The organism is Nocardioides sp. cx-169 (assembly GCF_021083605.1).
Lineage (GTDB): Bacteria > Actinomycetota > Actinomycetes > Propionibacteriales > Nocardioidaceae > Nocardioides.
Genome location: NZ_JAJNRO010000009.1, coordinates 223,149 through 249,433, shown reverse-complemented (window position 1 = coordinate 249,433; position 26,285 = coordinate 223,149). Strand labels below are relative to the sequence as shown.

The window sequence follows — 26,285 nt, the reverse complement described above, 5'->3', positions numbered from 1 at the left end:
GACTCACGTGATCATCGACAGTGCGGTGTACCGCCACGGCGCCCGGCTGCCGGTCGACTGCCCGCCGCAGGACTACGCGACGCTGCGCGCCCAGGCCAAGGAGCACGGGGACTTCGTGTGGGTGGGACTCCACGAGCCGGGCGAGGCCGAGCTCAAGCGGGTAGCCGACGCCTTCGGCCTGCACCGGCTGGCGGTGGACGACGCGGTCGCCGCGCACCAACGACCCAAGCTGGAGCGCTACGGCGATCACCTGTTCCTCATCCTCAAAACGCTCTGGTACATCGATGAGCAGGACGCCGTCGAGACCGGCGAGATCAGCATGTTCGTCGGCTCCGACTTCGTCATCACCGTGCGGCACGGGGAGGGCGGGGCGCTGCACTCGGCGCGTCACCACCTGGAGCAGCGCAGCCAGGTGCTCACCCATGGCCCCTCGGCCGTCGTCTACGCGGTCTGCGACTCGGTGGTCGACGCCTACGCCCAGGTCATCGAGGCGCTCCAGGAGGACGTCGACGAAGTGGAGGAGTCGGTCTTCTCCCCCACACGAAGCGACGACGCGGTGCGGATCTACACGCTCAAGCGAGAGATCGCCGAGGTTCGGCGTGCCGTGCTGCCCCTGCGCGAGCCGATGCGCCGCTTCGCCAGCGGCACGGTCCCGGGGATGGATGAGGGGGCGGCGCCGTTCTTCCGCGACGTGGCCGACCACCTCGCTCGGGACGCCGAGACCATCGACGGCCTGGACTCCCTGCTGTCCACCGCCTTCGACGCCTATATCGCCCGGATCTCGGTCCAGCAGAACGACGACATGCGCAAGATCTCCGCCGGCGTCGGCCTGGTCGCGGCCCCCACCTTGATCGCGGGGATCTACGGCATGAACTTCGAGCACATGGCCGGCCTGGACTGGTCCCTCGGATACCCCATCACGCTGCTGCTCATGGCGCTGTCGTCGGGCGTGCTGTGGGTGTTCTTCAAGAAGTCCGGGTGGCTGTAGGCCCGTGGTTTGGTCACAAACCGCAGGTCACGACCCCGAGAACCTGCGGTTTTTGTCCAAAACCCGCTGGCCCCCCCCCCCACACCGGGGGTTTTGCCACCAAACCGCAAGGCCCCGGCGAGCGCTCAGGCGCTGAGGACGCCGGTGGCGAGCAGCACCAGGACCGCCGTGCCGAGGGCGACGCGGTAGAGCACGAACGGCGTGTAGGAGCGGGTGGAGACGTAGCGCAGCAGCCAGGCGATGGCGGCGTACCCGACGGCGAACGAGATGACGGTGGCCACGATCGTCGGGCCCCAGCTGTAGGTGTTGTCGCCGTGCGGGATCTCCTTGAGCTCGTACAGGCCGGCGCCGACGACGGCGGGGATGGCCAGCAGGAAGGCGTAGCGGGTGGCCGCCTCCCGGTCGTAGCCGAGCAGCCGGCCCATGGAGAGTGTGGCGCCGGAGCGGGAGACGCCGGGGACCAGCGCCACCGCCTGAGCGGCGCCCATCAGGACGGCGTCGCGCAGGGTGATCTGCTTGATGCGCTTCGAAGTGCCTCCGAACCGGTCGGCCAGGCCCAGGACGAGGCCGAGGACGATCAGGGTCGTCCCGATGATCCACAGGTTGCGGAAGTCGCGCTCGATGACGTCCTTGAGCAGCACGCCGAGCACCACGATCGGCAGCGAGCCGATGATGATGAACCAGCCCATCCGCGCATCCAGGTGCCCGCGATACTCCGCCCGGAAGAGCGACTTGGTCCACATCGAGGCGATGCGCCAGATGTCCTCACGGAAGTAGATGAGCACGGCCAGCTCGGTGCCGATCTGGACGACCGCGGTGAACGCCGCCCCAGGGTCACCCCACCCGAACAGCTCCGGGTAGATGCGCAGGTGCGCGCTGCTGGAGATCGGAAGGAACTCCGTGAGGCCCTGGATGACGCCGAGGACAACGGCCTGGAGGTAGTCCCACACGAGCAGGAAGCCTAGGGGCACCCGGGCGAGCCGCCGCGCCGCCCCCAGGGTGTGCCCACTAGTTTTGTCGCCATGCAGCAGCGGTCAGTGGGCCACACCGGCCTCAAGGTGTCGCGCGTGGGCCTGGGCACCATGACGTGGGGCCGCGACACCGACGAGCACGAGGCCCGCGACCAGCTCATCGCGTTCGCCGAGGCGGGTGGCACGCTGGTCGACACGGCCGCCGGCTACACCGACGGCGACTCGGAGTCTCTCATCGGTCGCCTCATCGGCGACGTTGTGGCACGCGACGAGATCGTCCTGGCCACCAAGGCCGGCATCTCGCGGCGCTCCGGGGAGCGCGCCACCAACACCTCCCGCGGCAGTCTGCTCACCACGCTCGACGCGTCCCTGCGGCGCCTGGGAGTCGAGCATGTGGACCTCTGGCAAGTCCACATCTGGTCCGACGAGACCCCGCTCGAGGAGACCCTCACTGCCCTCGACCTGGCGGTGACCTCCGGCCGGGCGTCGTACGTCGGCATCTCCAACTACACCGGGTGGCAGACCGCCCAGGCCGCCACGTGGCAGCGCGCGGTCCCCGGGCGGGTGTGCCTGGCGTCCACCCAGGTCGAGTACTCCCTGCTCAACCGCGGTGTCGAGCGAGAGGTGCTCCCGGCCGCGCGGGCGCTCGGCCTCGGGGTACTGCCGTGGTCGCCGCTGGGCCGCGGCGTCCTCACCGGCAAGTACCGCACCGGCACCCCCTCGGACTCGCGAGGCGCCTCACCGGTGTTCTCCGGCTTCGTCGGCGCCTATCTCGACGAGCGCAGCGGGCGCATCGTGGAGGCGGTGGCCCGCGCCGCGGAGGGGCTCGGCTGGACACCGCTCGAGGTGGCCCTCGTGTGGGTGCGTGACCGTCCCGGCGTCTCCTCCCCCATCGTCGGTGCCCGCACCGCCGCCCAGCTCCGCGGAGCGCTCGCCCTCGAGGACAAGGAGCTCCCGCCCGAGATCGTCGCCGCCCTCGATGACGTCTCGGAGTCGACATGAGCCGGCACGAACGCCGGGCGCCGGGGCGCGGGGTGGAGTGGGAGTTCGACCGGGTGACCTTCCCCCGGGAGTTCCCGCGCAACGTCGTCACCAAGCTGCTCGTCGAGCGCGCCGAACACGGCGGCTGGGAGCTCGACCGGGTCCGCATGACCCCCGACGGGACTCGGCGGGTCGTGCTGCGCCGCAAGATCATCCGGGCAGTTCGCACCGCCTGAGCCCGCAGGGACGCCTACCGTGCCACCGGGCGGCTGCGGTTTGGTCACAAACCGCGTGCCGGCGGCCGGGAGACCTGCGGTTTGTGACCAAACCGTGCGGCTGGCGCGCAGTCACTCGCCGCGCAACGCCCGGAGGTTCTCCTCCGCGGTGAGCCGCGACGCCTCCGGGAGCGTGGGCAGCGCGAGCAGCCGCTCGAAGGTCTCGATGGCCTCCTGGCGACGCTCGAGGCGCTCCAGGGAGATTCCCATCGCGCCGAGCGCCACCGCCGCGGACTCGCCGTCCGGGTCGAGCTGCACCGCCCGCTCGTACCACTCCATGGCCTCATCGACGCGCTGCGACCTGAGATGCATCGTCGCGATGTTCGTGCTCGCCAGTGACCTGGCGTACGCCGGGACGTCGTCGAGGGCGAGCACGCTGAGGAACGTGCGATAGGCCTGCTCGGCGTCGCCGGCCTCGCTGGCACCCAGCGCCTGGACGAAGAGGTGCTCCCAGGGAGTCGTCGTCATGGCTCACGCCTCGCCGAGGAACCGGTCGAACACCCGAGCCCCGAACTCCAGCGCGTCGACGGGCACCCGCTCGTCGACGCCGTGGAAGAGCGCGGTGAAGTCCAGGTCGGCAGGCAGCCGCAGCGGCGCGAAGCCGTAGGAGGTCATGCCGAGCTTGTTGAAGTGTTTGGCGTCGGTGCCGCCGCTCATCAGGTACGGCGCCACGATCGCGTCGGGGTCCTCCGTCAGGAGGGCGCGGGTCATCGTGTCCACGATCGCGCCCTCGTAGGGCATCTCCCACGGCTGCTGCCTGGAGAGGTAGTCGATCGACACGTGCTCGCCACACAGCTCGGCCAGCGTCGCGAAGAACTCGTCCTCGTAGCCGGGCAGGAAGCGCCCGTCGACGTGCCCGGTCGCCTCGGTCGGGATGACGTTGACCTTGTAGCCCGCGCCCAGCATGGTGGGGTTGGTGGTGTTGCGGATGACCGCTCCCAGCATTCGGGCGGCACTGCCGAACTCCTCGATCAGGCTCTCGGCATTGTCCGGCGTCGCCTCCGTGCCGACCAGCTCCGCGACGGCCGCGAGCAGGGTCTGCATGGTCGGGGTCAACCGGACCGGCCACTCGTAGGCGCCGATGCGCGCCACGGCCGCGGCCAGGTCGGTGACGGCGTTCTCGGCGTTCATCATCGAGCCGTGACCGGCGCGACCGCGGGCCGTCAGGCGCATCCAGGCCATGCCCTTCTCGGCGGCCTCGATCAGGTACAGCCGCCGCCCGCGGACCGTGGTGCTGAAGCCGCCGACCTCGCCCACGGCCTCGGTGCAGCCCTCGAACTCCTCGGCATGGCTCTCGACGAGCACCTGAGCCCCGAGGTGCCCGCCTGCCTCCTCGTCGGCCGTGAAGGCGAGTACGACGGGCCGCTCCGGGACGACGCCGGCCCGGGCCCGCGCGCGCACCACCGAGAGCAGCATCGCGTCGAAGTCCTTCATGTCGACGGCGCCCCGGCCCCACACGTAGCCGTCCTGGACCTCGCCGGAGAACGGGTGGACCTGCCAGTCCTCGGCGGCGGCCGGGACCACGTCCAGGTGGGCGTGCAGCAGCAGCGCGCCCCGCTCGGGGACGCTGCCGTCCGCCGGACCGCCCCAGTGCGCGACGACGGAGGTGCGCCCCGGTGCCGCCTCGTACAGACGCGACTCGATGCCGACCTCGTCGAGCAGTCCGGCGACGTACTCGGCTGCCTTGCGCTCCCCCGGGCCGTCCTGGTCGCCATAGTTGCTCGTGTCGATCCGGATCAGCTCGCGACACAGCTCGACGACCTCGCCGGTGGGGTCGTAGGCCGTGGTCTCGCCCTGGGTGGTCATGACCCCATCAAAGCACTGCGGGCGGGCCACCCGATGCGGGGCCGGGGCGCCGCCTTTGCTACTGTTCCACAGCACTCGTCCGGGTGGCGGAATTGGCAGACGCGCTAGCTTGAGGTGCTAGTGCCCGTATTAGGGCGTGGGGGTTCAAGTCCCCCCTCGGACACTCAGAAGGCCCCGGCTCCACGGGGCCTTCTGTTCATTTCGGGCCTCGCGACGACCCACCGGGCCGGGCTCACCCGCCCGACCAGCACACGCGGCCGGCGAGCCGGACGCCTGCGTCCTCAGCCGGGGATGCGCTCGGCCCGCCGCAGGTTGCCGATGAGCTCTGCTGAGCTCTGCCCGTCGACGTGGTGGCGCCACATCGGCGTCCCGGGGCCGCTGCGCCACGACTCGCTCAGAGGGCTGTTGTCGACGGCGTCGAAGCCCAGGTCGTCGCAGAGCCGAGTCACCAGCTCGACAGCCTCGCGGTGGTCGCTCGAGACGACGAGCGCCTTCCGGTCGGGGTGCCCGCGGGGCCTCGACAGTCGGACGAGGCCCGGCAAGGCGTCCTCAGGACCGCGCATCGGGAGCCGCTCGTGGAACTGGACGTGCGTGAACGCCTTGACGACCTGGGAGGTCGGCAGCTGCTCCTGTCGGAGCTCGTGGACGGTCCTGCGCCCCGAGTCCACCTCAGGGTAGTTGCCGTCCCGCCACACCATGTAGTTGTTGTTGTCGATCACGACCTTGCCCGCCAGCTCGTCCACCGGCAGCGTGGCACCGGGCGCGTACGGGAAGGCGAGGATGGTGAAGTCCGACTCCGCGGCTGCTTGCGAGCTGGTGGCAGCTCGGGCCCGAGGACCGAGCTCGCGCACCAGGTCCTTCAGGGTCTCAGGCCCTCGCAAGTTGGCGATGATGATGTCGTAGCCCGCTTCCACCGCTACGCGGGCCATGACGCTGCCTGCCTGGCCGGAGCCGAGGATGCCGAACGTGCTCATGGTCGGTCTTCCTCCTGAGAGTGGTGCGATGGTGCAGTGCCGTGGGTCGACCCGGGGCGTGGGGGCAAGGCCGCCAGTGCGACCTCGGCGATGGCCAGGACGTCCTCGGCGCTTCCGCCGTCGCGGGCGCAGCCGGACATGCCACGCAGCACGGCCACGAGGAACACCGCCAAGCGGCCGGTGTCCGTCGTCGCCGGGAGATCGCCGTCCCGCACCCCCTGCTCGAGGCGGTCCTCAAGACGCTTGCGGAGAGCCTCCCGCTGTGCACCGAGCCGCGGCTCGGTCAGCATGAGACACCCCGGCGGGGTCGCGGACTCGGTGTGGGCGCGAGCGGCGTCGTCCAGGATCTGGGCGATCGCGTCGCGCGCCGTCGCCAGGGTGGCTGCGCGATCGACGGCCTCACACGTGCGCTGGAAGTAGGCGGCGGAGGCCTCCTCGAACAGGCGGTGCTTATCGCCGAATGCGGCGTACAGGCTCGGTGGCGTCACTCCCATCGCCGCGGTCAGCGTCGCGACGGACGTCTCGTCGTAGCCGGCGCGCCAGAACTGCTCTACCGCCACCGCCAGAGCGGCGTCTCGGTCGAAGCTTCGCGGTCGTCCAGCCATGAGGAGAAGCATACCGTAGTGATCGCTACGGTATGTGCTACGCTCCCCAGCCAATCCATAGTGATCACTACAGAATGAGGACCGTCATGAATCTCGAGGGGGCAGTGGTGCTGGTCACCGGCGCAAATCGCGGCATCGGAGCTGCGTTCGTCGACCAGCTCAAGCAGCGCGGTGCACGCAAGATCTACGCCGGAGCGCGAGACATCGAGGCCCTGGAGGCTCAGGGCGTGCACCCGCTCGAGCTCGACGTCACCGACGCCCGCCACATCGACGCCGCGGCCCGCGCGGCCGGCGACGTCCAGGTGCTCATCAACAACGCAGGGATCTCGACGGGCACGGCGTTGGTGACCGGAGCTGAAGCCAACATCCGGCGCGAGCTGGACACGAACTTCTACGGACCACTGTTGATGACTCGTGCGTTCGCCCCGGTCCTGGCCTCCAACGGAGGTGGCGCGATCCTCAATGTGATCTCCGCGCTCTCGTGGTTCACGGCACCGGGTGCCGGTGCCTACGCCGCGTCGAAGGCCGCGGCCTGGATGTTGACCGACAGCACGCGGCTGGAACTCGCAGCCCAGGGCACCCACGTCGTGGGAGTGCACATGGGGATGGTCGACACCGACATGGTCCGAGACATCCAGGGGCCGAAGGTCGCATCGGCGGACCTGGCCAGCGCCGGCCTCGACGCTATCGAATCGGGTGCCCAGGAAGTGCTCGGCGACGACTGGGCGAGGTTCGTGAAGTCCGGGCTCACGCTCGCTCCGGGCACGCGGTACGAACAGATCCTCGCCGCCCTGGCAGCCTGAGGCAGATCACGCGGTCGTCCGCGATCGTGCCACCGACGTGCTCACCTCGCCGGAGCAGACTCTCTCACCGAGGACCCGGGACCACGGTCCTCATGTGGATCCCGGGTCGTCGGGTGATCAGCGTCCCGGTCTGCCGGCGGCGCTCCGCACCAGCGACGTGACGACGACGACGCTGAACACGATCAGCCCGCACACCAACGCGCGGGCCAGCTGCCCCTCGGCGTGCACGTCCCCATAGCCGACCGTGGCCATGGTGCTGAGGGTGAAGTAGAGCGCGTCGGTGCGGGTGCTCAGGCCGTCGAACTGGCGAGGAGCGAGCAGCTCGACGAGGTAGAACGCCAACGAGAACGCCGCGACGAGTGCCACCTCCATGATCATCAGCACGCCGCCGGACCGCATCTCGGCGCCGCGGCGGACGTGGCGCAGCTCGAGCGCCATCGCTCCCCCGACCACGGCGAGGCCGGCCACCGTCAGCAGCAGGCTGGCCACGACGCCGGCGGTGGATCCGGCCCACTCGACGGGGAAGGCGAAGTAGGCGACGAGCACACCGGCGGACGCCCAGGCCGGGTGCTGCCAGCGCGCGACGCCGCGAGCACGACCGGCACCGTCCCGCTCGTCCGGCGGCGGAACGGACTCCTCGGCCATGGCGACTCCTGAGGCGGCAGGACTCCAGCCACGGCGACTGGAGGTCGTGCGGCGCGTCGTGCTCGCGCTGTTCCATCGTCGGGTACAGGCGAAGATGCGTCGAGCCTCGACCTGCGTCGGCGTAGTGGCGACGTCATGACTTGTCGGCCGCCCGAAGCCGCGCTCACAGGTATCTGGAACCTCCCGGTGGCTCCGACCTCGTGCCAGACTCTCCGGCACCGAAGCGAGCCCGGCGGGCTGCCCGCAGTTCGACCCTCACCCCCCTGGAGGAGACGTGTCCCTCGAGGAGCGCTACCGCAAGCTGTCGCCCGAGGCCATCGGGATCGTCGACCAGCTCGTCGACATCGCCCACGACGAGCCCGACCAGGAGGAGGGCATCGAGTGGTACCTCCCCGATGAGGAGCCGCCTCTGGTCGCGCTCGCCGAGCTCCAGGCCGCGGGCATCGCGAGGCACTACCGCGACGGCGAGTCCGTGATCGTGGAGCTCACCTCGGAGGGCCGGCGGCGTTACGTCTGAGGCGCCTCCCCCGTCCACGTGGGATCCGGACCCGCTCCACGAGCCTGGGGTACGTCTCGGACCTCATATGCGTGCAGCGCGCACGGGACCAAGGTCCCGGTTCAGTGGGTCCGCTGGTCCCTCGCCGTTCCGCCCCTGAAGGGTGAGACTGGCTGGACGAGGAGGTGACCCACGTGGACGCCAACCGGAGCGTAGGACGGCTCGCCGAGCTCACGCCGTACGACTGCTGGTCTCTACTCGAGGAGGTCGAGGTCGGGAGAGTGGCCTGGTGCACCCTCGACGGGCCGGCGGTGGTGCCGGTCAACGTCACGGTCGCCGACGGGGCACTGTGGTTCCGCACGGCGCCGTACTCCACCCTCGTCAACCACTGCCGGGGCGGCCGCGTCGCCGTCGAGATCGACAACCTGGATCCGACACGACGCGCCGGCTGGAGCGTGGTCGTCACCGGCATCGCCGAGATCGTCGACGGCGACGAGGTCCCCCGGGGCGTGCACCTGCTGGACACCTGGGCGCCGGGCAGCCGCACCGCCCACGTGCGCGTGGAGACTCAGCAGGTGACCGGTCGCCGGCTCACACCCCCCGCGCCCTGACTCCTCCGCCTCCCTTCCACCTGTCGCCCCCGACCCGCCCCGCCCCGCCCCGCCCCGAGGAGAACCATGACCGACGCCCCGCAGACCCCCCTCGACAGCATCTTCGTCGGCTTCGACGGCTCGGCACCGTCCGAGGCGGCGCTCGAGTGGGCCGCCGAGCAGGCGTCGCTGGAGGGCCGGTCCCTCGTGCTGGTCCATGCGGTGGCGCCGCTCAGCTCGGGAGCCGCCGCGTCTCTCGGCTCGCTCGGCATCGACACCCTGCGCCTGCGTGAGGACATCCTGGCCGATGCCGAGGCGCTGCTCGAGCGGGCACGAAAGCGTGCGACCGCCGGGCGCCCGGACCTCGAGGTGCACCAGATGGCGCGGATCGCCGACCCCCGCGAGACGCTGCTGTCGCTGGCGGGCAAGGACCGCCTCGTGGTCGTGGGCTCGCGCGGCATGGGCCCCGTCCGCAGCCTGCTGCTCGGCTCGGTCAGTCTGGCCCTGACCAAGCACGCGTCGGGCCCGGTGATCGTCGTCCGGCCGAACCAGGCGACCGAGGCTCGCGGGGACGTCCTCGTCGCGGTAGCCCTCGACGGGACCGACGGCCCCGTGCTGGACCTGGCCTTCCGGGTCGCCTCCGTCCGCGGGCAGTCGCTCACCGTGCTGCACTGCTTCTGGGACGCCAGCCAGGTCTCGAGCGGCTCCGCCGACGTGGCCGACGACGAGCCGGGCCTGGATGACCTGCGCGCGCAGATGAGCAAGCTGGTCGAGGCGTCGCAGGCGGCGTACCCGTCAGTGCCCGTGCACCTGCAGCTCGCCCGCGGCTTCGTCGACGCCCGGCTGCTGGAGGCGAGCCGTCACACCGGCCTCGTCGTGCTGGGCCACCAGCGCAAGCCCTTGCTCGGGGAGCTCGTCTACGGCTCCGTCGCACCTCAGGTCGTGGAGGCCAGCGCCTGCTCGGTGGCAGTGGTGGGTCTCGCCGAGCCGGAGGTGTGAGAAGGGGTCCGGCCTGACGCTGGCCTTGTCGCGTCGTGAGCGCGGGGTCGAGGCGGTGAGTCGCCTCGTACCCCCTCACGGCTGTCACCGGGTGGGTGCAAGATGGGCGCATGACCGACCGCCAGCACCGCGCCAGCGAGCTCCTGCGCCTTCACCAGGACCCGAGCCTCCTCACCGTCGTCAACGTCTGGGACGTGATCACGGCCAAGGTCGTGAGCGCCGTCGAGGGCACCACCGCCCTCGCCACCGCCAGCCACTCGATCGCCGCCTCCCGCGGCTACGAGGACGGCGAGAACATCCCGGTCGACGAGATGATCGCCGAGGTCGCGCGCATCGTCGCCGCAACCTCGTTGCCGGTCTCGGCCGACCTGGAGGGCGGGTACGGCGACGCGCCGGAGACCATCCGCAAGGCGATCGGCGTCGGCGTCGTCGGCGCCAACCTGGAGGACCAGATGAAGCCGCTGTCCGAGGCGGCCGCGCAGGTCGAGGCGGTCATGAAGGCCGCCGCCGCGGAGGGCGTCGCGGGCTTCGTGCTCAACGCCCGCACCGATGCCTTCCTCAAGGCCGGCGACCGCGACCCGGCCGACGTCCTCGCCGACGCGATCGCTCGCGGGCGCGCGTTTCTCGACGCCGGCGCCCCGGTGGTGTTCGTGCCTGGCCGACTGAACGAGGAGCAGGTCGTCGCGCTCGTGGACGCCCTCGGCCCCCAGCGCCTGACCCTCATCGGCATCCCCGGCATCCCGCCCTTGAGCCGCCTGGAGGAGCTCGGCGTCGCCCGCGTCTCCTACGGCCCGATGTCGCAGAACGTCGCCCTCACCGCCCTCGCAAAGCTGGTCGAGGACGTCCACGCCGGTGGCGGGGTGCCCGCCGACATGCGCATCCTGAACTAGCCGAGCCCCCGATTCGGCCCGCGGTTTGGTCACAAACCCCGCGTACCGGCGGGTAGAACGTGTGGTTTGGTCACAAACCGCGCGTACCAGCCGGTAGCCGACCGCGGTCGTCGAGCACACCGCGGGCGGCGTCAGCGCAGGGTGGTGCCGACCCAGGCAGGGTCGCTGTCCGCCTGTCCCTGGATGTCGCCATCGGACTCGGTGGCCTGGGTCTGGCCGGCCAGTGAGCGGACGATGGCCTCGTCGACCGACAGGAAGCTGTGGCCGGGGGCCAGGTCACGTCGTACGTCGTCCTCGGTGCAGACCATGTCGTGGGCCAGGCTCCGCACCAGCGCGCGGACGGTGGCGCGTGGCAGCCCCGACACCAGCGCGACGGCCTCCCCGACCAGACGCTCCGGCGCGATGGGCAGGACCAGCTGCGGCCGCTCCAGGTCGGCGAGCGTGGCGAACCGGTCCAGCAGCTCTCGGTAGGTGAGAACCTCGTCCCCGCCGATGTCGTAGGCCCGGTTGGCCGGGTCCGCGTCGAGCGCTCGCACCAGCAGGTAGACAACGTCCTCGACGGCGACCGGCTGGATGTCGCGCTGCATCCACGCCGGCACGGGCGTCACGGCGAGACGCTCACTGACCCGGCGCATCAGCTCGAAGGACGTCGAGCCGGCACCGATGACCATGGCCGCGCGCAGCACGGTGGTAGGTACGGCGCAGCCCAGCAGGATGTCCTCCACTTCCAGGCGCGAGCGAAGGTGCTCGGACAGACGGCCGGGCGGCACCAGGCCGGATAGGTAGACGATGCGCCCCACCTCGGCGTACTCGCACGCGTCGGCGACGTACTGGGCGGCCTCCCGGTCCCGCTTGAGGAACTCCCCCGATGCCATCGAGTGCACCAGGTAGAACAGTGCGTCGACCTCACGGACGGCGAGGTGGACCGACACGGTGTCCTCGACGTCGAGGTAGCGGCGCTCCACACGGTCCGACCAGGCGAAGCGGTCGAGAGCGTCCAGGTCACGCGCCCCGGCGACCACGTCGTGCCCCGCGGCGAGCAGCGACGGCACCAGCCGCGACCCGACGTACCCCGTCGCGCCCGTCACCAGCACCCGCATGTCCCATCCCTCCGTCGCTGCGCCCGGCGAGGCCCTCGACGCTCGCCAGTGCGTCCCACTACCCCATACTCGGGCGGTGGACACCCGCCCCTTCCGCGTCGGCTTCGTCACCGGCGCGACACCCGACAAGTGGGCCCGCGTGTGGCGCCTGCGCCACCCCCGCACCCCGCTCGAGCTGGTCCCGGTGACCCAGGCCGACCAGGAGCGCGGCCTGCGCGATGGGAGCCTGGACATGGCGCTGGTCAGGCTCCCCGTGAACCGAGACGGCCTGCACTGCATCCCGCTGTACGACGAGGTGCCGGTCGTGGTCGCCGGCCTCGAGCACCTGGTGGCCGCCGCCGACGAGGTCACGCTGGACGACCTGGCCGACGAGCAGCTGGTCGTCCCCCACGAGTCCGGCTGGACGCCGAGTGCCGAGCAGCTCGACTGGCCCGACATGAGCCTCAAGGACGCCGTCGAGGTCGTCGCCTCAGGCACCGGGATCCTGCTCGTGCCGAAGTCGGTCGCCCGGCTCCACCAGCGCAAGGACGTCGTCTACCGTCCCGTCACCGACCTGCCCACCACCAAGGTGGGCCTCGCGTGGCTCGTCGACAACGACGACGACCGGGTCCAGACCTTCATCGGCATCGTCCGCGGCCGCACCGAGCGGTCCTCGCGCTAGCGAACGGGCCCCGCACCGCCCGTGGTTTGGTCACAAACCGCAGATCGCCGAGCCGCGGAGATGCGGTTTGTGACCAAACCGCGTCCTCACCAGGACGTCGCGAGCGGCCGGCCCTCGTGGAAGCCCGCGGCCGACTGCACGCCGACGACGGCGCGGTCGTGCAGCTCGGCGAGGGTGGCGGCCCCGGCGTAGGTGCAGGCGGAGCGGACGCCGGAGCAGATCTCGTCGATGAGGTCCTCGACGCCGGGACGGGCGGGGTCCAGGTACATCCGCGACGAGGAGATGCCCTCCTCGTAGAGCCCCTTGCGGGCGCGGTCGTAGGCCGACTCAGTGGAGGTCCGGTTGGCGACGGCGCGGGCCGACGCCATGCCGAACGAGACCTTGTAGGCACGACCCTGGGAGTCCTCGAGCAGGTCGCCGGGCGACTCGTGCGTCCCGGCGAACCACGAGCCGACCATCACCGAGGACGCGCCCGCGGCGAGCGCGAGGGCCACGTCGCGGGGGTGGCGCACGCCGCCATCGGCCCAGACGTGACTGCCCAGCTCCCGGGCTGCGGCCGCGCACTCCAGCACCGCCGAGAACTGGGGGCGGCCCACACCGGTCATCATCCGGGTCGTGCACATGGCGCCAGGCCCGACGCCGACCTTGACGATGTCCGCGCCGGCCTCGACCAGGGCGCGGGTGCCCTCGGCCGACACGACGTTGCCGGCGGCGACAGGCACCTCCGGATCCAGGGCGCGTACGGCGCGCAGTGCGTCGAGCATCCGGTCCTGGTGGCCGTGGGCGGTGTCGACGACCAGGCAGTCGACCCCCGCGCCGAGCAGCTCGGAGGCCTTGCCCGCCACATCGCCGTTGACCCCCACCGCGGCAGCGACCCGCAGCCCGCCGGTGGCGTCGACGGCCGGGCGGTAGAGGGTGGCGCGCAGGGCGCCGGTGCGGGTCAGGACGCCCGCCAGCCGGCCGTCGCGGCGCACCGCCACGGCCAGGATCGCCCCCGCTTGGTCGATCGCGTCGAAGGCCGCGCGCGGGTCGGTGTCGTCGGGGATGAGCACCGGGCGCCGGCTCATCACCTGGCCGACCTGCGCGAACCGGTCGACCTCGGCGCAGTCGGACTCCGAGACCACCCCGAGCGGGCGCCCCAGCGCGTCGACGACGACCGCGGCCCGGTGCGCCCGCTTGGGGATGAGCGACAGGGCCTCGGCCACCGTCTGGTGCTCGGTCAGTTCGATCGGGGTGTCGAAGACCAGGTGCCGCGACTTCACGTCGGCCACCACCCGCTCGACCACCGCGAAGGGGATGTCCTGCGGGATCACCACGAGCCCGCCGCGCCGCGCCACCGTCTCGGCCATCCGCTTGCCCGCGATCGCGGTCATGTTGGAGACGACCAGCGGGATCGTGGCGCCGGTGCCGTCGGAGGTGGCGAGGTCCACGTCGTAGCGGCTGGCGACACCGCTGTGGCGCGGCACCATGAAGACGTCGTCGTAGGTCAGGTCGTGGGGCGGGGCGGTCTCGTGGAGGAAGTGCACAGCCAGAGCCTAGGGTCGGGGCATGACATCGTCCGTCGGCCGCTCCCCCGGCCGCGTCAATCTCATCGGCGAGCACACCGACTACAACCAGGGCCTGTGCCTGCCCCTGACCATCCCCTACGCCACGACGGTCACCGCGACCTCCCGCGAGGACGACGTGGTCACGGTGCGCAGCGACACGCAGGACGAGCCGTGGACCGGCACGCACGCCACCACCGGTCCCGGCGTCGCCGAGGGTTGGGCGACGTACGCCGTCGGCGTGCTCTGGGCCCTGCAGGAGGACGGCTGGGAGCTGCCCGGCGTCGACCTCGAGGTGCGCAGCACCGTGCCGATGGGCGCCGGGCTCTCGAGCTCGGCCGCGCTGGAGTGCGCGGTCGCGGTAGCCATGTGCGGGCTGACCGGCCGCGAGCTGACCGGAGACCTGCGCCACCAGCTGGTGACGGCCTGCCGCCGTGCCGAGAGCGAGGTGGCCGGAGCCCCGACCGGCGGCCTGGACCAGAGCGCGGTGCTCCTCTCCGCTCCCGGCGCCGGCCTGCTGATCGACTTCGAGGACGGCTCCACCCGCGACATCCCTCTTCCCTGGGACGAGGCCGGCCTCACGCTGCTGGTCGTCGACACCCGGGTCTCGCATGCGCTCACCGACGGCGGGTACGGCGCCCGCCGCAAGGACTGCGAGGCCGCCGCAGAGGCGCTCGGGTTGCCGTCGTTGCGCCGCGCGACGTTGCACGACGTCGCCGGGCTCGACGACCGCCGGCTGGAGGCCCGTGCCCGTCACGTGGTCACCGAGAACGCCCGAGTCGCCGACGCCGTCACCGCCGTCGAGGGCCGTGACTGGGCCGCCCTGGGGCAGGCGATGACCGCCTCCCACACCTCGCTGCGCGACGACTACGAGGTCTCGTGCGCCGAGCTCGACCTGGTCGTGGGCACCGCCCTGGAGACCGGGGCGCTGGGCGCGCGCATGACCGGCGGCGGCTTCGGTGGCTCAGCGATCGCCCTCGTCCCCACCGAGCGCGCCGAGGCGGTGCGCCGGGCGGTCGACGCCGCCTTCGCGGCCGCCGGCTTCGCCGCGCCGCGTCACCTGGACGCCGGCCCGAGCGGCCCGGCCCAGGTTCTCAGGTCGACGTGACTCCGACGCGCCCCTCGCGGAAGGCGTGCACGAAGAGCGCGTGGTCCTCGCGCACCCGGTCGGCGTAGGCCATCCCGAAGTCGCTCACCCACCTCACGAGCTCGCGGCGCCGCCCCTCCACACTCGCCGCGATCGCGTCCTCGACCTGGAAGTCGACCAGGTCCTGGTCGCTGTCCTCGTCGGAGGCGCAGTGGATCTTGGCCGTGGCGCGCCCGAGCAGGTCGACCACCTGGGCGATCTCCCCGGGCTCGGTGAGGTTCGACCAGTCGAGGTCGACCTCGTACGGCGAGACCTCGCTGACGACGTACCCCACGCCGTCCAGCTCGGTGTAGCCCAGCATCGGGTCGGTGTGCACCTGCAGGGCCCGCTGGCTCACGACCGTGCGATGCCCCTCGTGCTCGAAGTACCTCTCCACCTGCGCGGTGTCGACGAACCGGCTGATCGCGGGGATGTTGGCCTGCTTCATCGACAGCACCACGTCGTTGTCGAGGGCCTGGCTGTAACCCTCGACCAGCACGTTGTACGCCGGCAGCCCGGCGCTGCCGATGCCGAAGCCCGACTTGCCGACGACGTCGCGCAGCTCGTAGAAGAGGTCGCGATCGGAGCGGCGACGCTCCGGGATGGTCTCCAGGTAGGCCTCGAAGGCCTGGACCACCCGGGCGCGCTCCCGCTTGCCCAGATGGCGCACCCCGCGCCCCTCGCGGAAGAGCCGGATCCCCTCGATCTCCTCGGTGCTGGCATCGAGCAGCTCGGCGCGCCGCTGGTGCCGCGCCAGCACCAGCGCCTCCTGGACCGGCCCCTCGGTGTTGTCGAGGTGCAGCGCGAAGTCGTCCTCCTCGCTGTGGCGGTACTCGTCCACCTGCGAGAGGTACGCGCGCAGGTAGCGACCGATCAACCGCCGCACGTCCTCCTCGGGCAGCGCCTTCTGCCAGCCCACGAGCGCCAGCGACGCCGCGAAGCGCTGCAGGTCCCAGGTGAACCGCCCCAGGTAGGCCTCGTCGAAGTCGTTGATGTCGAAGACCAGGCGACCGTCGGAGTTAAGGTAGGTGCCGAAGTTCTCCACGTGCAGGTCGCCGTGCACCCAGATCCGGCCGCTGCGCTCGTCGGCGAACGGGTCGTCGGCGCCGGTCACGTCGGCGTAGAAGAGGCATGCGGTGCCGCGGTAGAACGCGTGCGGGTCCGACGACATGGTGCGGAACTTGCCCCGGAACGCCGCCGGGTCGGCCTCCATCAGCGGCGCGAAGGCGTCGCCCAGCGTCGACACGATCAGGTCGGTCCGCTCGTCACCGGTCACCCGGCAGAGACTGCCATGCTCCGCCTCGCCCATCCAGCGGTTGAGGGCGCGTACTCAGACGCAGCCGGGTACGCGGGCCGCTCCCCCAGCCCCGTACGACGGACAGGCTGGGGGCATGAGCACCCCAAACTCCTCCTCCAAGAACACCAACGCCTTCTTCGCGCAGGCCGCGATCTCGTTCGGCATCGCGCTGCTGACCATGATCTTCGCGATCCTCTACCTGCCGGTCGACCCGTGGATCCGGGCGTTCCTCGGCCTCGGGACAATGTTCCTGACCACCTCGTGCTTCACGCTCGCCAAGTGCGTGCGCGACGCGCAGGAGAACCAGTACGTCGTCTCCCGGCTCGACCAGGCGCGCGTCGACAAGATCCTCGCCGAGCACGACCCCTTCCGTAGCGTCTCCTGACGCTCGGCCCCGCCTCGCTCCCCCGTCCCAGGGCGGGCACACCGTCACCGACGGTGCGCCCGCCCTTCCGCATGCTGGTTGAATCGTCGGGAGACCGCGCCCGACGACGACAGGGAGTGCCCGTGGCAGCCATCGACCGGATCAAGAGCGCAGCGTCGGGGGTGGTGGTGATCGGCACCGCGCTCGGCGCGAGGGCGACCCGCACCGCGCGGCCGCTGCTCGACAGGGCCGTCCAGGCCGTACGCGACCGCACCGGCACGGGCACGCCGAGACCGGTGGCACCCAGTGCCCCACCCAGTGCCCCGCCCACGCCTGAGCGCCGTACCGCGCCGGCGACACAGCCGCCACCCGCGCCCGGGCTACCCACGCCCGCGGCGGTGGCGAGGAACATCGCACGGCACCCGCCCTCTCCGAGCCCCGCTAGGGCGAAGCCGGCCAGAGCCTCGGCGCCGGGCGCCAAGCTGCCGGTACGCCGGAGCGCCACCGACTGACCCCCCTCGGGCGCCCCGGCGCGCTCCGCTGGTGCCCAAGGTCACCCTGACCAACCGCGTCCCGGCTCGTTGGCTGGGTACAGGCATGACGAACGCATCGACGAAAGGACCTCCCGTGGCCCGCAAGAACCCGATCAAGACGATCACCGACGTCGCCCTCGGCACGGCGGAGACCGCCGCCAGCCTGACCGTCGAGACCGCCAAGGGTGGGGTCGGGCTGGGCAGGCTGGTCGCCGGCACCATGGCCGCCAAGGCCTCGGAGACCGTCACCGGGCTGCTGTCCGGTCGCAAGCCGGTCGCCACTACGCCGGCCGCGGCACCGCGGGCCGGGGCCCCGGAGAGCCTCCCCGCCGCGGTGCCAGCAGAGGTCTCGCGCAAGGTCCAGGGCGACGCCCTCGCTCCGCAAACTGCGGCGAAGGTGGCGCCGACGAAGGCCCCTGCCAAGAAGGCGCCCGCCACGAAGGCGCCCGCCAAGAAGGCCGCTGCGAAGAAGACGCCGGCCAAGAAGGCATCCGCCAAGAAGGCCGCCTCGCCGAAGGTCGAGGTCGACCCCAGGACGCCGGTCAACGTCACCCAGGAGCTGGGCCTGGACCCGTCTCCGGTCGCCACGAAGGCACCCGCCAAGAAGGCCGCCACCAAGAAGGCGCCGGCAAAGGCTCCCGCCAAGAAGTCCGCTGCGAAGAAGGCGCCCGCCAAGAAGGCACCCGCCAAGAAGGCCGCCACGCCCTCGCGGGAGCCGCTGACCGACATCGACAAGCAGGCAGACACCGAGCACGTGGACGTGACGCCCGCCGACATCGCGCCGGCGGTGGCGAAGAAGTCGGCCGACGGCTGAGCCTCACGACCATCGACGACGCGAGAAGGCGGCGGATCCCCATGGGTCCGCCGCCTTCGTCGTCCGGTGCTACTTCAGCTCGGCGCTCGAGAGCCCGAGCACGCGCCGGGCCACGATGAGCTGCTGGATCTGCTGGGTGCCCTCGAAGATGTCGAGGATCTTGGAGTCGCGGGCCCACTTCTCCAGCAGCTCGGTCTCGCTGTAGCCCACCGAGCCGGCCAGCTCGACGCAGCCGAGGGTGATGTCGGAGCCCACCCGGCCGGCCTTCGCCTTGGCCATCGAGGCCTCCAACGAGTTGGGCTTGCGGTTGTCGGCCATCCAGGCCGCCTGGAGGGTGAGCAGGTACGCCGCCTCCCAGTCCGCCTCCATCTGCAGCAGCCGGGCCGCGGCGGCCGACTGGATCTGGGCGGGGCGGTCGTAGTCGACGGTGACCCCCGCCTGCGCCAGCAGGTCGCAGGTGAGGTCGAGCGCGGCGCGGGCGCAGCCCACGGCCATCGACGCCACCAGCGGGCGGGTGTTGTCGAAGGTCGCCATCGCGCCGGCGAAGCCCTGCGACGTGTCGACCTCCGGCGAACCGAGGAGGTTCTCGGCGGGGACCCGGCAGTCCTCGAAGATGATGGTCGCGGTATCGGAGGCCCGGATGCCGAGTTTGTGCTCGAGCCGGTCGACACGCATGCCGGGCGTGCCCTTGGGCACCACGAACGACTTGATCGCGGCACGGCCCAGGCTCTTGTCGAGCGTGGCCCACACCACGATGTGGTCGGCCCGATCGCCGGAGGTGACGTAGATCTTCTCGCCGTTGAGCACGTAGTGGTCGCCGTCGAGGGTCGCCGTGGTCGAGATGTTGGCCGAGTCGGAGCCCACGCCGGGCTCGGTGATCGCCATGCCGGCCCACACCCCCGCGAAGCGTTGCTGCTGCTCCTCGTCGGCGACCGAGGCGATCGCGGAGTTGCCAAGCCCCTGGCGCGGCATGGACAGCAGCAGCCCTACGTCGCCCCAGCACATCTCGGCGATGGACATGACCGACGCGAGGTTGGTGCCGTTCCTGACCCCGGCGTCGGCACCATCGGCCTCCTCGCGGCGTACGCCGGCGGCCCCTGCCCCCTCGCTGGCGCCGGACTCGGCGAGCCCGTCGATCATCGCGGCGAGCATGTCGAGCTCCTTGGGATACGCGTGCTCGGCGCGGTCGTACTTGCGCGAGATCGGTCGCAGCATGTTCATCGCGACCTGGTGGGCCTGCCCGACCAGAGGACGCAGCTTCTTCGGGTCGTCGAGATTGATGGCCATCAGACGAGCACGCTTCCTTCCATGACGCCGACCGCGCGCAGGTCGCGGTACCAGCGTTCGACGGGATGTTCCTTGACGAAGCCGTGGCCCCCGAGCAGCTGGACGCCGTCGAGGCCGATCTGCATGCCCTTGTCGGCGCACAGGCGGCGGGCGAGCGCGACCTCGCGGGCGAAGTCCTTGCCGGCGGCGGCGCGGGCGGCGGCCTTGTAGGTCAGCAGGCGCATGGACTGCAGCTCGATCGCGATGTTGGCGACCATGAACGCCACCGACTGGCGGTGCGCGATCGGCTCGCCGAACGCGTGGCGCTCCTTGACGTACGGCGTGACGTAGTCGAGCACCGCCTGTCCGGTCCCGACAGCCAGTGCGCACCACGCGAGGCGCGAGAGTCGCACGCACTCGGCGTACGTCCTGCCGTCGGTGTCGCCGAGCACGGCGTCGGCCGGCACGGTCACACCGGTGAGCGTGAGCCGCGTCAGCGAGGCGGCGCGCACTCCCATCGCGGGGTCGCCCTCCACCGCGAGGCCGGGGGTGGAGGACTCGACGAGGAAGAGCACCGGTCGGCCCTCGAGCGAGGCGCCGACGACGAAGAGCTCGGCCTGCGCGCCACGCGGGACCAGGGTCTTGACGCCGTCGAGGACGTAGCCGTCGGCGGTGCGGGTCGCGGTCGTCGCAGGCCTGAGGACGTCGAAGAGCACCGTGGGCTCGTTGAGCGCGAGGGCCGCGGCCGGCACGTCGTCGCCCGTGAACGCGGGGAGGTAGGTCTGCTGCTGGGCCTCGGTGCCCCAGAGCCCGAGCGCAGTGGCGACCGAGCCGGGCGCGAGCGCCGCGACCGCCAGGCCAAGGTCGCCGTGGGCCAGCGCCTCGGCGACGAGGGTGCCGGCCATGGCCGAGCGCTCCTCGGAGATGCCGCCGAGGGACTCGGGAATGCCGAGGATCGGCAGCCCGATCTCCAGGCTCGCCTTCAGCAGCGCCTCCGGCGCCTCGCACGCCTCGTCGGCCTCGGCGGCCGCCGGGCGCACGACCTCCTCGGCGAACTCGGCCACGACGTCGACCAGCATCTGCTCGTCCTCGGTGGGCGTCAGATCGAAGACGCCCGGCGTCGGGGCGGGCATCGCGCGGACCCCCGGCTCACCCGCGCGCCCCGACACCGCGAAGGTCCGGCTCGCGGCGGTGAGGGTCTTGAAGCCGCCGCGCGTCACCGTGAAGACGGCCTGCTCGGCCGGCCTGCGCAGTCGCACGCGGTCGAGCACGTCACTCTGTGCCAGCCGGTTGAGGCCGGCGACGAGATAGCCGATGGGGTCGCGCGACTCGCCGCTCGGGACGCCGTGGCGGCCGCCGGGACGCAGGCTCTGGAGGAGGGACATGCCGATAATGTAACTCGGAGTTACACTCGCCGCTACACCATGCTGGGTGCGCCAGGTCACACCACTACGATGGCGGGGTGCCAGATCCGGAAGCCCCCAGCGTGCGCGCGCCCCACGGTCCTCTCCCCACGGGCGGCAAGGTCCGCCCGATGACCCGCTGGGGGGCGCCGGTGATGCACCGCCCCCAGGCTCTCGTGACGTCGTACGACGAGGAGCTGACGGCCCTGGCCGCGGACATGGTCGCGACGATGTACGCCGCCGACGGGGTGGGCCTGGCTGCGTGCCAGATCGGCGAGGACGTCGCGATGTTCGTCTTCGACTGCCCCGACGAGTCCGGGCAGCGCACGGTGGGCGTGGTGTGCAACCCCGTGCTGAGCCTGCCGGAGGGTCGCGACCGGGTGCTCGACGAGGACGACGAGGGCTGTCTGTCCTTCCCCGGGGCGTTCGTGGAGCTCGCGCGCCCGGACACCGCGACCGTGACCGGCACGGGCCTGGACGGCTCGCCGGTCACCTTCTCCGGCGACGGCCTGCTGGCGCGCTGCCTGCAGCACGAGACCGACCACACCCTCGGCACGGTCTTCGGCGACCGGCTGCCCACGAAGCTGCGCAAGCGTCTGCAGAAGCAGCACGACAAGGTCGCCGACGACTACCCCGAGACCTGGCCGGCCTGACCGGCTCCGGCAGCGAAGGCGCAGCCACCCCCGGCGGCGAGCGACTCGGCCACGATCCCCGGTTTGGTCACACACCGCAGGCGCCGGGCGCCGCAAGGTGCGGTTTGTGACCAAACCGCGCCCACGGCCACGTCAGCGGCGGGCGGTGACCCAGCAGGCGACGGCGGAGGCGGCGGCGACGTTGAGGGAGTCGATGCCCTCGCGCATCGGGATGACGGCGCGCCGGTCCGCCGACTGCTCCCAGCGCGAGGACAGCCCATGGCCCTCCGAGCCCAGCACCAGCGCGACCCGGTCCAGGCCGGCGACCGCCTCCTCGATCCCGACGGCGTCCTCGGCGAGGGTGAGCGCGACCGTGGTGAAGCCGCGGGCGGAGAGGTCGGGGAGCGCGTCGTACCAGTCGGGCAGCCGGGTCCAGGGCATCGTGAACACCGCCCCCATGCCCACCTTGATCGAGCGCCGGTACAGCGGGTCGGCGCAGCGCGGAGCGAGCAGCACCGCGTCGAAGCCCAGAGCAGCCCCGCTCCGGAACACGGCACCCACGTTGGTGTGGTCCACGAGGTCCTCCAGGACCAGGACCGAGCGGGCGCCCTCCAGCACCTCGTCGATCGAGCGCAAGGGCGGGCGGTGCAGCGAGGCGAGCGCGCCACGATGGACGTGGAAGCCGGTGACCTGCTCGGCCAGCCGCTCCTCGAGCACGAAGCACGGAGCGTCGGAGCGGTCCAGCACCTCGGCCAGCCCGTCCAGCCAGCGCGGCGCCATGAGGAAGGACCGGGGCTCGTAGCCCGCCTCGACCGCACGCCGTACGACCTTCTCGCCCTCGGCGAGGAACAGCCCGTGCTCCCCCTCGAGATGCTTGCGCAGCTCGACGTCGCGCAGGTCGCGGTAGTCGGCGAGCCGAGGGTCGTCGGGGTCGTCGATCGGGATCAGCTCGGCCATCGTGGCCTCTCAGGCGAAGCGCTCGGGATGGGCCACCGCAACGACCTCGCCGACGACGATGATTGCCGGGGGTAGGACCGCGTGGGCCGTGAGCTCCTCGGTCAGGGTGCCGAGCGTGGCGAGCACGGTGCGCTCCCCGGCCATGGTGCCGTCGGCGACGACGGCCACCGGGGTTCCCGCCGCGCGGCCACCGCGCACCAGCGCCTCGGCGATGGCCGGCGCGTTCTCCACCGCCATCATCAGGACCAGGGTCCCGTGGAGCGCCGAGACGGCGCCCCAGTTGGTCAACGACTCGGGGTGGCCGGGCGGCAGGTGGCCCGAGACCACGGTGAACTCGTGGGCGACGCCGCGGTGGGTGACCGGGATGCCCGCGACCGCAGGCACCGCGACCGGGCTGGTCAGGCCGGGGATCACGGTCACCGCGACCCCGGCCTCGCGGCAGGCCAGGACCTCCTCGTAGCCCCGGCCGAAGACGAAGCTGTCACCACCCTTGAACCGCACGACCCGCTGGCCCTGCAGCGCCCGGTCGACGATGACCCGGTTGATCTCCTCCTGCTGCGCGGACCGGCCGCGCGGGAGCTTGGCCACGTCCACCAGCTCGACGTCGGCGGGCAGCTGGCCGAGCAGCTCACGTGGAGCCAGCCGGTCGGCGACCACGACGTCGGCCTCCATGAGCGCCTTGCGGCCGGCGACCGAGATCAGGTCCGGGTCGCCCGGACCACCGCCGACCAGGGTGACGCCCGGGGTGTGCGTGCGCTCGTGACGGCCGTGGATGGTGCCCTCCCTGAGGCCGGCCAGGATCTCGTCGCGCACCGACGCGGACAGGCGCGGCTCACGGTTGCCGAGCACGGCGACGGTGACGCCCGCGGCGCGGCCGACGGCCGGCGTCCAGGCGGTGGCGTCGCTCGCGTCGTCCGCGCGCACGCAGAACACCCGCCGCCGCTCGGCCTCCGCCGCGACGCGCTCGTTGACCTCCGCGACGTCGGTGACGGCCAGTGCGTACCAGGAGTCCTCCAGGTCCGCCTCCGCGAACCCGCGGCGGTGCCAGGTGACCTCGCCCGCTCCGACCAGGCCCTCGATCGCGGGGGTGACATCCGGGGAGACGACGTGGACGACGGCGCCGGCGGCCAGGAGCTGGGGGATGCGGCGCTGCGCGACGTGGCCACCGCCCACCACCACCACGCGCCGGCCGGCCAGGCGCAGGCCCACGGGGTACGTCGCTATCTCGTCCACGCGCTCATCATCGCCGGTCCCGCCTCCGGGGTGATGGCCAGGGTTCGGTGCGGCCACTAGGTTGGTCCGCATGAGTCTCGAGCGTCCTCGCAGCCCGAACCCGTACGACCTCCTGCCCTCCGTGCCGTCCTTCACGGTGACGAGCACCGACGTCGACCACGGCGAGCCGCTCAAGGACGACCAGGTCGCGGCCCACGGGAACACCTCCCCCCAGCTGTCCTGGGAGGGCGCCCCCGAGGGCACCAAGAGCTACACCGTCACCTGCTTCGACCCCGACGCACCCACGCCGAGCGGCTTCTGGCACTGGGTGCTCGTCGACCTGCCGGCCGACGTGACGTCGCTCGACACCGGCGCGGCCGCCGGGCCGCTTCCCGGCAATGCCTTCCACGTCCGCAACGACGCCGGCGAGCTCGGGTTCAGCGGCGCCGCCCCGCCGGAGGGGGACCACCCTCACCGCTACTACTTCGTCGTGCACGCGGTGAAGGACGAGTCGCTGGGGGTGGACGCCGACGCCTCTCCCGCCGTCGTGTCGTTCAACCTGGCCTTCAAGACCCTCGGCCGCGCGATCCTGCACGGCACCTACCAGCACTGAGCCCGTCGCCACCCGGCCGGGCTCAGGTGCTGAGGCCGCGGAGCCGGTCGGCGAACGGCGTGGGGTCGGCGAACTCGTCGCGGACCACGTGCAGTGAGCGGCGGCCGCCGAGCAGGTCGACCAGCTCCCCCGCGGCGCGCTCGATGCGTTGGTCCAGGCCGTGGTCGCCGAAGTCCTCGGTCGCCGCGAACACGCCCGTGGGCACGACGACCGCGCGCAGGTAGGCGAACAGCGGGCGCAGTGCGTGGTCCAGGACCAACGAGTGCCGCGAGGTGCCCGCGGTGGCGCCGATCAGGACCGGCTTGCCGAGGAGCAGACCGGGCTCCAGGACGTCCACGAAGGTCTTGAACAGGCCGCTGAAGGACGCACTGAACACCGGCGTGACCATGATCAGCGCGTCGGCCTCGCGGACCTGATCGAGCACCGCCTCGAGCTCGGCGTCGGGGAAGCCGGTGAGCAGGTGATCGGCCAGGGCATGCGCGAGCGGCCGCAGCTCGACGACGTCCACATCCGCGCCGGCGCCGAGCCGTGCGCGCGCCGCGTCGGCCAGGCGGTCGGTGAGCAGCCGGGTCGATGAGGGCGACGACAGGCCCGCCGAGACGGCGAGGACGCGGGTCATGCCGACACCGTCCCCGCGACCCCGGCCTGTTCGACCGACCCGGCCGCGGCGTCCCGCGCGGCCACGAGGCCGGCGTGGGTGGGACCGTCGGGCACGTGGGCCGGGCGACCCGCGGCGAAGCCGGCGCGCAGGTCGGGCAGGATCTCCCCGAGCAGGTCGAGCTGCTCCAGCACGGTCTTCAGCGGCAGGCCCGCGTGGTCGACCAGGAACAGCTGGCGCTGGTAGTCGCCGACGTACTCGCGGAAGCCGAGCGTGCGCTCCAGCACCTCCTGGGGGGAGCCCACCGTGAGCGGGGTCTGCGAGGTGAAGTCCTCCAGAGAGGGGCCGTGGCCGTAGACCGGGGCGTTGTCGAAGTACGGGCGGAACTCCCGGACGGCGTCCTGGCTGCGGCGGCGCATGAAGAACTGCCCGCCCAGCCCGACGATCGCCTGGTCCGCGGCGCCGTGACCGTAGTGCGCGAAGCGGCGCCGGTAGAGCTCGACCATCTGCCGGGTGTGCGAGACCGGCCAGAAGATGTGGTTGTGGAAGAAGCCGTCGCCGTAGTAGGCCGCCTGCTCGGCGATCTCGGGGCTGCGGATGGAGCCGTGCCACACGAACGGGGGTACGCCGTCGAGCGGGCGCGGGGTGGCGGTGAAGCCCTGCAGCGGGGTGCGGAAGCGGCCCTCCCAGTCGACGACGTCCTCGCGCCACAGCCGGTGCAGCAGCGCGTAGCTCTCGATCGCGAGGTCGATCCCCTGGCGGATGTCCTTGCCGAACCACGGGTAGACCGGGCCGGTGTTGCCGCGGCCCATCATCAGGTCCATGCGGCCGTCGGTGAGGTGCTGGAGCGTGCCGTAGTCCTCGGCGATGCGCACCGGGTCGGTGGTGGTGATGAGCGTGGTGGAGGTCGACAGCAGGATCCGCTCGGTCTGCGCGGCGATGTAGGCCATCGTGGTCGTCGGGGACGATGCGACGAAGGGCGGGTTGTGGTGCTGGCCCACGGCCACGACGTCGAGCCCGATCTCCTCGGCCTTCTTCGCGATCTCGACCTGCGCCTTGATCCGCTCGTGCTCGCTCGGCGTCCGTCCGGTCGTCGGGTCGGCCGTGACGTCGCCGACGCTGAAGATGCCGATCTGCATGCT

Annotated in this window: 29 protein-coding genes and 1 tRNA gene; 15 read left to right on the top strand and 15 right to left on the bottom strand. The window is 71.9% G+C overall.

Annotated features, from left to right (window positions below):
- Positions 1 to 7: 7 nt before the first annotated feature.
- On the top strand, positions 8 to 988 hold the full coding sequence (gene corA, locus LRP67_RS14505; protein WP_231270873.1) for a magnesium/cobalt transporter CorA: 981 nt from the start codon (positions 8 to 10) through the stop codon (positions 986 to 988).
- Positions 989 to 1,113: 125 nt separating this feature from the next.
- Here corA and LRP67_RS14500 read toward each other — a convergent pair whose 3' ends face one another.
- A complete protein-coding gene (locus LRP67_RS14500; protein ID WP_231270872.1) occupies positions 1,114 to 1,938 on the bottom strand; it encodes an undecaprenyl-diphosphate phosphatase in 825 nt (274 codons plus the stop codon).
- A 72-nt stretch (positions 1,939 to 2,010) separates the two neighbouring features.
- Between LRP67_RS14500 and LRP67_RS14495 the strand changes: the two genes are divergently transcribed.
- Positions 2,011 to 2,961 (top strand): aldo/keto reductase, encoded by a 951-nt coding sequence (locus LRP67_RS14495; RefSeq protein WP_231270871.1) that lies wholly within the window; start codon positions 2,011 to 2,013, stop codon positions 2,959 to 2,961.
- Complete coding sequence (locus tag LRP67_RS14490; RefSeq protein ID WP_231270870.1) at positions 2,958 to 3,176, top strand: DUF5703 family protein; 219 nt, start codon at positions 2,958 to 2,960, stop codon at positions 3,174 to 3,176. The genes LRP67_RS14495 and LRP67_RS14490 overlap by 4 nt, the downstream gene beginning before the upstream one ends.
- A gap of 111 nt (positions 3,177 to 3,287) precedes the next feature.
- Here the strand turns inward: LRP67_RS14490 and LRP67_RS14485 are convergent, their stop codons facing one another.
- Both LRP67_RS14485 and LRP67_RS14480 read right to left on the bottom strand, forming a co-directional pair.
- Positions 3,288 to 3,683 (bottom strand): tetratricopeptide repeat protein, encoded by a 396-nt coding sequence (locus tag LRP67_RS14485; protein ID WP_231270869.1) that lies wholly within the window; start codon positions 3,681 to 3,683, stop codon positions 3,288 to 3,290.
- A 3-nt stretch (positions 3,684 to 3,686) separates the two neighbouring features.
- Complete coding sequence (locus tag LRP67_RS14480; RefSeq protein WP_231270868.1) at positions 3,687 to 5,021, bottom strand: M20/M25/M40 family metallo-hydrolase; 1,335 nt, start codon at positions 5,019 to 5,021, stop codon at positions 3,687 to 3,689.
- A 77-nt stretch (positions 5,022 to 5,098) separates the two neighbouring features.
- On the opposite strand from LRP67_RS14480, the gene LRP67_RS14475 reads away from it, so the two are divergent.
- Positions 5,099 to 5,184, top strand: a tRNA-Leu gene (locus LRP67_RS14475).
- Between the two features lie 118 nt (positions 5,185 to 5,302).
- On the opposite strand, the gene LRP67_RS14470 is transcribed toward LRP67_RS14475, so the two are convergent.
- Positions 5,303 to 5,995 carry an NADPH-dependent F420 reductase gene (locus tag LRP67_RS14470; RefSeq protein ID WP_231270867.1) on the bottom strand — a complete coding sequence of 231 codons (693 nt, stop codon included), beginning with the start codon at positions 5,993 to 5,995 and terminating at the stop codon, positions 5,303 to 5,305.
- Positions 5,992 to 6,600: a TetR/AcrR family transcriptional regulator gene (locus LRP67_RS14465; protein WP_231270866.1), complete on the bottom strand. Its 609-nt coding sequence runs from the start codon at positions 6,598 to 6,600 to the stop codon at positions 5,992 to 5,994. The genes LRP67_RS14470 and LRP67_RS14465 overlap by 4 nt, the downstream gene beginning before the upstream one ends.
- 32 nt (positions 6,601 to 6,632) lie before the next feature.
- Here LRP67_RS14465 and LRP67_RS14460 point away from each other — a divergent pair, with 32 nt between their 5' ends.
- Positions 6,633 to 7,403, top strand: a complete 771-nt coding sequence (locus tag LRP67_RS14460; RefSeq protein WP_308189753.1) for an SDR family oxidoreductase — start codon at positions 6,633 to 6,635, stop codon at positions 7,401 to 7,403.
- 117 nt (positions 7,404 to 7,520) lie between these two features.
- Here the strand turns inward: LRP67_RS14460 and LRP67_RS14455 are convergent, their stop codons facing one another.
- Complete coding sequence (locus tag LRP67_RS14455; RefSeq protein ID WP_231270864.1) at positions 7,521 to 8,048, bottom strand: potassium channel family protein; 528 nt, start codon at positions 8,046 to 8,048, stop codon at positions 7,521 to 7,523.
- Between the two features lie 274 nt (positions 8,049 to 8,322).
- On the opposite strand from LRP67_RS14455, the gene LRP67_RS14450 reads away from it, so the two are divergent.
- From LRP67_RS14450 to LRP67_RS14435, 4 genes are all read left to right on the top strand, one after another.
- The gene (locus LRP67_RS14450) at positions 8,323 to 8,565 is read left to right on the top strand and encodes a hypothetical protein (RefSeq protein ID WP_231270863.1); all 243 of its coding nucleotides are present in this window, start codon (positions 8,323 to 8,325) and stop codon (positions 8,563 to 8,565) included.
- A gap of 173 nt (positions 8,566 to 8,738) precedes the next feature.
- Entirely contained in the window at positions 8,739 to 9,155 is a 417-nt protein-coding gene (locus LRP67_RS14445) for a pyridoxamine 5'-phosphate oxidase family protein (protein ID WP_231270862.1), read from the top strand.
- 66 nt (positions 9,156 to 9,221) lie between these two features.
- Positions 9,222 to 10,133, top strand: a complete 912-nt coding sequence (locus tag LRP67_RS14440; RefSeq protein WP_231270861.1) for a universal stress protein — start codon at positions 9,222 to 9,224, stop codon at positions 10,131 to 10,133.
- A 110-nt stretch (positions 10,134 to 10,243) separates the two neighbouring features.
- Positions 10,244 to 11,023: an isocitrate lyase/phosphoenolpyruvate mutase family protein gene (locus LRP67_RS14435; RefSeq protein WP_231270860.1), complete on the top strand. Its 780-nt coding sequence runs from the start codon at positions 10,244 to 10,246 to the stop codon at positions 11,021 to 11,023.
- A gap of 131 nt (positions 11,024 to 11,154) precedes the next feature.
- Here LRP67_RS14435 and LRP67_RS14430 read toward each other — a convergent pair whose 3' ends face one another.
- Complete coding sequence (locus LRP67_RS14430; RefSeq protein WP_231270859.1) at positions 11,155 to 12,123, bottom strand: NAD(P)H-binding protein; 969 nt, start codon at positions 12,121 to 12,123, stop codon at positions 11,155 to 11,157.
- Positions 12,124 to 12,199: 76 nt separating this feature from the next.
- Here LRP67_RS14430 and LRP67_RS14425 point away from each other — a divergent pair, with 76 nt between their 5' ends.
- Positions 12,200 to 12,784 (top strand): LysR family substrate-binding domain-containing protein, encoded by a 585-nt coding sequence (locus tag LRP67_RS14425; RefSeq protein WP_231270858.1) that lies wholly within the window; start codon positions 12,200 to 12,202, stop codon positions 12,782 to 12,784.
- Positions 12,785 to 12,870: 86 nt separating this feature from the next.
- On the opposite strand, the gene LRP67_RS14420 is transcribed toward LRP67_RS14425, so the two are convergent.
- Positions 12,871 to 14,310, bottom strand: coding sequence for a GuaB1 family IMP dehydrogenase-related protein (locus tag LRP67_RS14420; RefSeq protein ID WP_231270857.1), 1,440 nt, complete (start codon positions 14,308 to 14,310; stop codon positions 12,871 to 12,873).
- Between the two features lie 22 nt (positions 14,311 to 14,332).
- On the opposite strand from LRP67_RS14420, the gene galK reads away from it, so the two are divergent.
- Positions 14,333 to 15,436: a galactokinase gene (gene galK, locus LRP67_RS14415; RefSeq protein ID WP_231270856.1), complete on the top strand. Its 1,104-nt coding sequence runs from the start codon at positions 14,333 to 14,335 to the stop codon at positions 15,434 to 15,436.
- Here galK and LRP67_RS14410 read toward each other — a convergent pair.
- Positions 15,423 to 16,730: a DUF2252 domain-containing protein gene (locus LRP67_RS14410; RefSeq protein WP_231270855.1), complete on the bottom strand. Its 1,308-nt coding sequence runs from the start codon at positions 16,728 to 16,730 to the stop codon at positions 15,423 to 15,425. The genes galK and LRP67_RS14410 overlap by 14 nt on opposite strands.
- Positions 16,731 to 16,845: 115 nt before the next feature.
- On the opposite strand from LRP67_RS14410, the gene LRP67_RS14405 reads away from it, so the two are divergent.
- Together LRP67_RS14405 and LRP67_RS14400 are read left to right on the top strand one after the other, a co-directional pair.
- Positions 16,846 to 17,136 (top strand): YiaA/YiaB family inner membrane protein, encoded by a 291-nt coding sequence (locus LRP67_RS14405; protein WP_231270854.1) that lies wholly within the window; start codon positions 16,846 to 16,848, stop codon positions 17,134 to 17,136.
- 606 nt (positions 17,137 to 17,742) lie between these two features.
- Positions 17,743 to 18,462: a hypothetical protein gene (locus LRP67_RS14400; protein WP_231270853.1), complete on the top strand. Its 720-nt coding sequence runs from the start codon at positions 17,743 to 17,745 to the stop codon at positions 18,460 to 18,462.
- A 69-nt stretch (positions 18,463 to 18,531) separates the two neighbouring features.
- On the opposite strand, the gene LRP67_RS14395 is transcribed toward LRP67_RS14400, so the two are convergent.
- Both LRP67_RS14395 and LRP67_RS14390 read right to left on the bottom strand, forming a co-directional pair.
- Positions 18,532 to 19,749, bottom strand: coding sequence for an acyl-CoA dehydrogenase family protein (locus tag LRP67_RS14395; RefSeq protein ID WP_231270852.1), 1,218 nt, complete (start codon positions 19,747 to 19,749; stop codon positions 18,532 to 18,534).
- Positions 19,749 to 21,113, bottom strand: a complete 1,365-nt coding sequence (locus LRP67_RS14390; RefSeq protein WP_231270851.1) for an acyl-CoA dehydrogenase family protein — start codon at positions 21,111 to 21,113, stop codon at positions 19,749 to 19,751. Before LRP67_RS14390 ends, LRP67_RS14395 begins: the two co-directional genes overlap by 1 nt.
- Before the next feature lie 149 nt (positions 21,114 to 21,262).
- Here LRP67_RS14390 and def point away from each other — a divergent pair, with 149 nt between their 5' ends.
- Positions 21,263 to 21,784 (top strand): peptide deformylase, encoded by a 522-nt coding sequence (gene def, locus LRP67_RS14385; protein ID WP_231270850.1) that lies wholly within the window; start codon positions 21,263 to 21,265, stop codon positions 21,782 to 21,784.
- A gap of 132 nt (positions 21,785 to 21,916) precedes the next feature.
- Here def and LRP67_RS14380 read toward each other — a convergent pair whose 3' ends face one another.
- Positions 21,917 to 22,720, bottom strand: a complete 804-nt coding sequence (locus tag LRP67_RS14380) for an RNA methyltransferase (protein WP_231270849.1) — start codon at positions 22,718 to 22,720, stop codon at positions 21,917 to 21,919.
- A 9-nt stretch (positions 22,721 to 22,729) separates the two neighbouring features.
- On the bottom strand, positions 22,730 to 23,953 hold the full coding sequence (gene cobA, locus LRP67_RS14375; RefSeq protein WP_231270848.1) for a uroporphyrinogen-III C-methyltransferase: 1,224 nt from the start codon (positions 23,951 to 23,953) through the stop codon (positions 22,730 to 22,732).
- 70 nt (positions 23,954 to 24,023) lie between these two features.
- On the opposite strand from cobA, the gene LRP67_RS14370 reads away from it, so the two are divergent.
- The gene (locus LRP67_RS14370; RefSeq protein WP_231270847.1) at positions 24,024 to 24,545 is read left to right on the top strand and encodes a YbhB/YbcL family Raf kinase inhibitor-like protein; all 522 of its coding nucleotides are present in this window, start codon (positions 24,024 to 24,026) and stop codon (positions 24,543 to 24,545) included.
- A gap of 22 nt (positions 24,546 to 24,567) precedes the next feature.
- Here LRP67_RS14370 and LRP67_RS14365 read toward each other — a convergent pair whose 3' ends face one another.
- A complete protein-coding gene (locus tag LRP67_RS14365; protein ID WP_231270846.1) occupies positions 24,568 to 25,164 on the bottom strand; it encodes an FMN reductase in 597 nt (198 codons plus the stop codon).
- The gene (locus LRP67_RS14360) at positions 25,161 to 26,282 is read right to left on the bottom strand and encodes an LLM class flavin-dependent oxidoreductase (RefSeq protein ID WP_231270845.1); all 1,122 of its coding nucleotides are present in this window, start codon (positions 26,280 to 26,282) and stop codon (positions 25,161 to 25,163) included. The genes LRP67_RS14365 and LRP67_RS14360 overlap by 4 nt, the downstream gene beginning before the upstream one ends.
- Positions 26,283 to 26,285: the final 3 nt, after the last annotated feature.

What these genes read in the sequence shown, in the direction of transcription:
- LRP67_RS14495 (WP_231270871.1), top strand. Translation starts at nt 2,011, where the DNA reads ATGCAGCAGCGGTCAGTGGGCCACACCGGCCTCAAGGTGTCGCGCGTG.
- LRP67_RS14490 (WP_231270870.1), top strand. Translation starts at nt 2,958, where the DNA reads ATGAGCCGGCACGAACGCCGGGCGCCGGGGCGCGGGGTGGAGTGGGAG.
- LRP67_RS14485 (WP_231270869.1), bottom strand. Translation starts at nt 3,683, where the DNA reads ATGACGACGACTCCCTGGGAGCACCTCTTCGTCCAGGCGCTGGGTGCC.
- LRP67_RS14480 (WP_231270868.1), bottom strand. Translation starts at nt 5,021, where the DNA reads ATGACCACCCAGGGCGAGACCACGGCCTACGACCCCACCGGCGAGGTC.
- LRP67_RS14470 (WP_231270867.1), bottom strand. Translation starts at nt 5,995, where the DNA reads ATGAGCACGTTCGGCATCCTCGGCTCCGGCCAGGCAGGCAGCGTCATG.
- LRP67_RS14465 (WP_231270866.1), bottom strand. Translation starts at nt 6,600, where the DNA reads ATGGCTGGACGACCGCGAAGCTTCGACCGAGACGCCGCTCTGGCGGTG.
- LRP67_RS14460 (WP_308189753.1), top strand. Translation starts at nt 6,633, where the DNA reads ATGTGCTACGCTCCCCAGCCAATCCATAGTGATCACTACAGAATGAGG.
- LRP67_RS14455 (WP_231270864.1), bottom strand. Translation starts at nt 8,048, where the DNA reads ATGGCCGAGGAGTCCGTTCCGCCGCCGGACGAGCGGGACGGTGCCGGT.
- LRP67_RS14440 (WP_231270861.1), top strand. Translation starts at nt 9,222, where the DNA reads ATGACCGACGCCCCGCAGACCCCCCTCGACAGCATCTTCGTCGGCTTC.
- LRP67_RS14435 (WP_231270860.1), top strand. Translation starts at nt 10,244, where the DNA reads ATGACCGACCGCCAGCACCGCGCCAGCGAGCTCCTGCGCCTTCACCAG.
- LRP67_RS14430 (WP_231270859.1), bottom strand. Translation starts at nt 12,123, where the DNA reads ATGCGGGTGCTGGTGACGGGCGCGACGGGGTACGTCGGGTCGCGGCTG.
- galK (WP_231270856.1), top strand. Translation starts at nt 14,333, where the DNA reads ATGACATCGTCCGTCGGCCGCTCCCCCGGCCGCGTCAATCTCATCGGC.
- LRP67_RS14405 (WP_231270854.1), top strand. Translation starts at nt 16,846, where the DNA reads ATGAGCACCCCAAACTCCTCCTCCAAGAACACCAACGCCTTCTTCGCG.
- LRP67_RS14395 (WP_231270852.1), bottom strand. Translation starts at nt 19,749, where the DNA reads ATGGCCATCAATCTCGACGACCCGAAGAAGCTGCGTCCTCTGGTCGGG.
- LRP67_RS14390 (WP_231270851.1), bottom strand. Translation starts at nt 21,113, where the DNA reads ATGTCCCTCCTCCAGAGCCTGCGTCCCGGCGGCCGCCACGGCGTCCCG.
- def (WP_231270850.1), top strand. Translation starts at nt 21,263, where the DNA reads ATGACCCGCTGGGGGGCGCCGGTGATGCACCGCCCCCAGGCTCTCGTG.
- LRP67_RS14380 (WP_231270849.1), bottom strand. Translation starts at nt 22,720, where the DNA reads ATGGCCGAGCTGATCCCGATCGACGACCCCGACGACCCTCGGCTCGCC.
- LRP67_RS14370 (WP_231270847.1), top strand. Translation starts at nt 24,024, where the DNA reads ATGAGTCTCGAGCGTCCTCGCAGCCCGAACCCGTACGACCTCCTGCCC.
- LRP67_RS14365 (WP_231270846.1), bottom strand. Translation starts at nt 25,164, where the DNA reads ATGACCCGCGTCCTCGCCGTCTCGGCGGGCCTGTCGTCGCCCTCATCG.
- LRP67_RS14360 (WP_231270845.1), bottom strand. Translation starts at nt 26,282, where the DNA reads ATGCAGATCGGCATCTTCAGCGTCGGCGACGTCACGGCCGACCCGACG.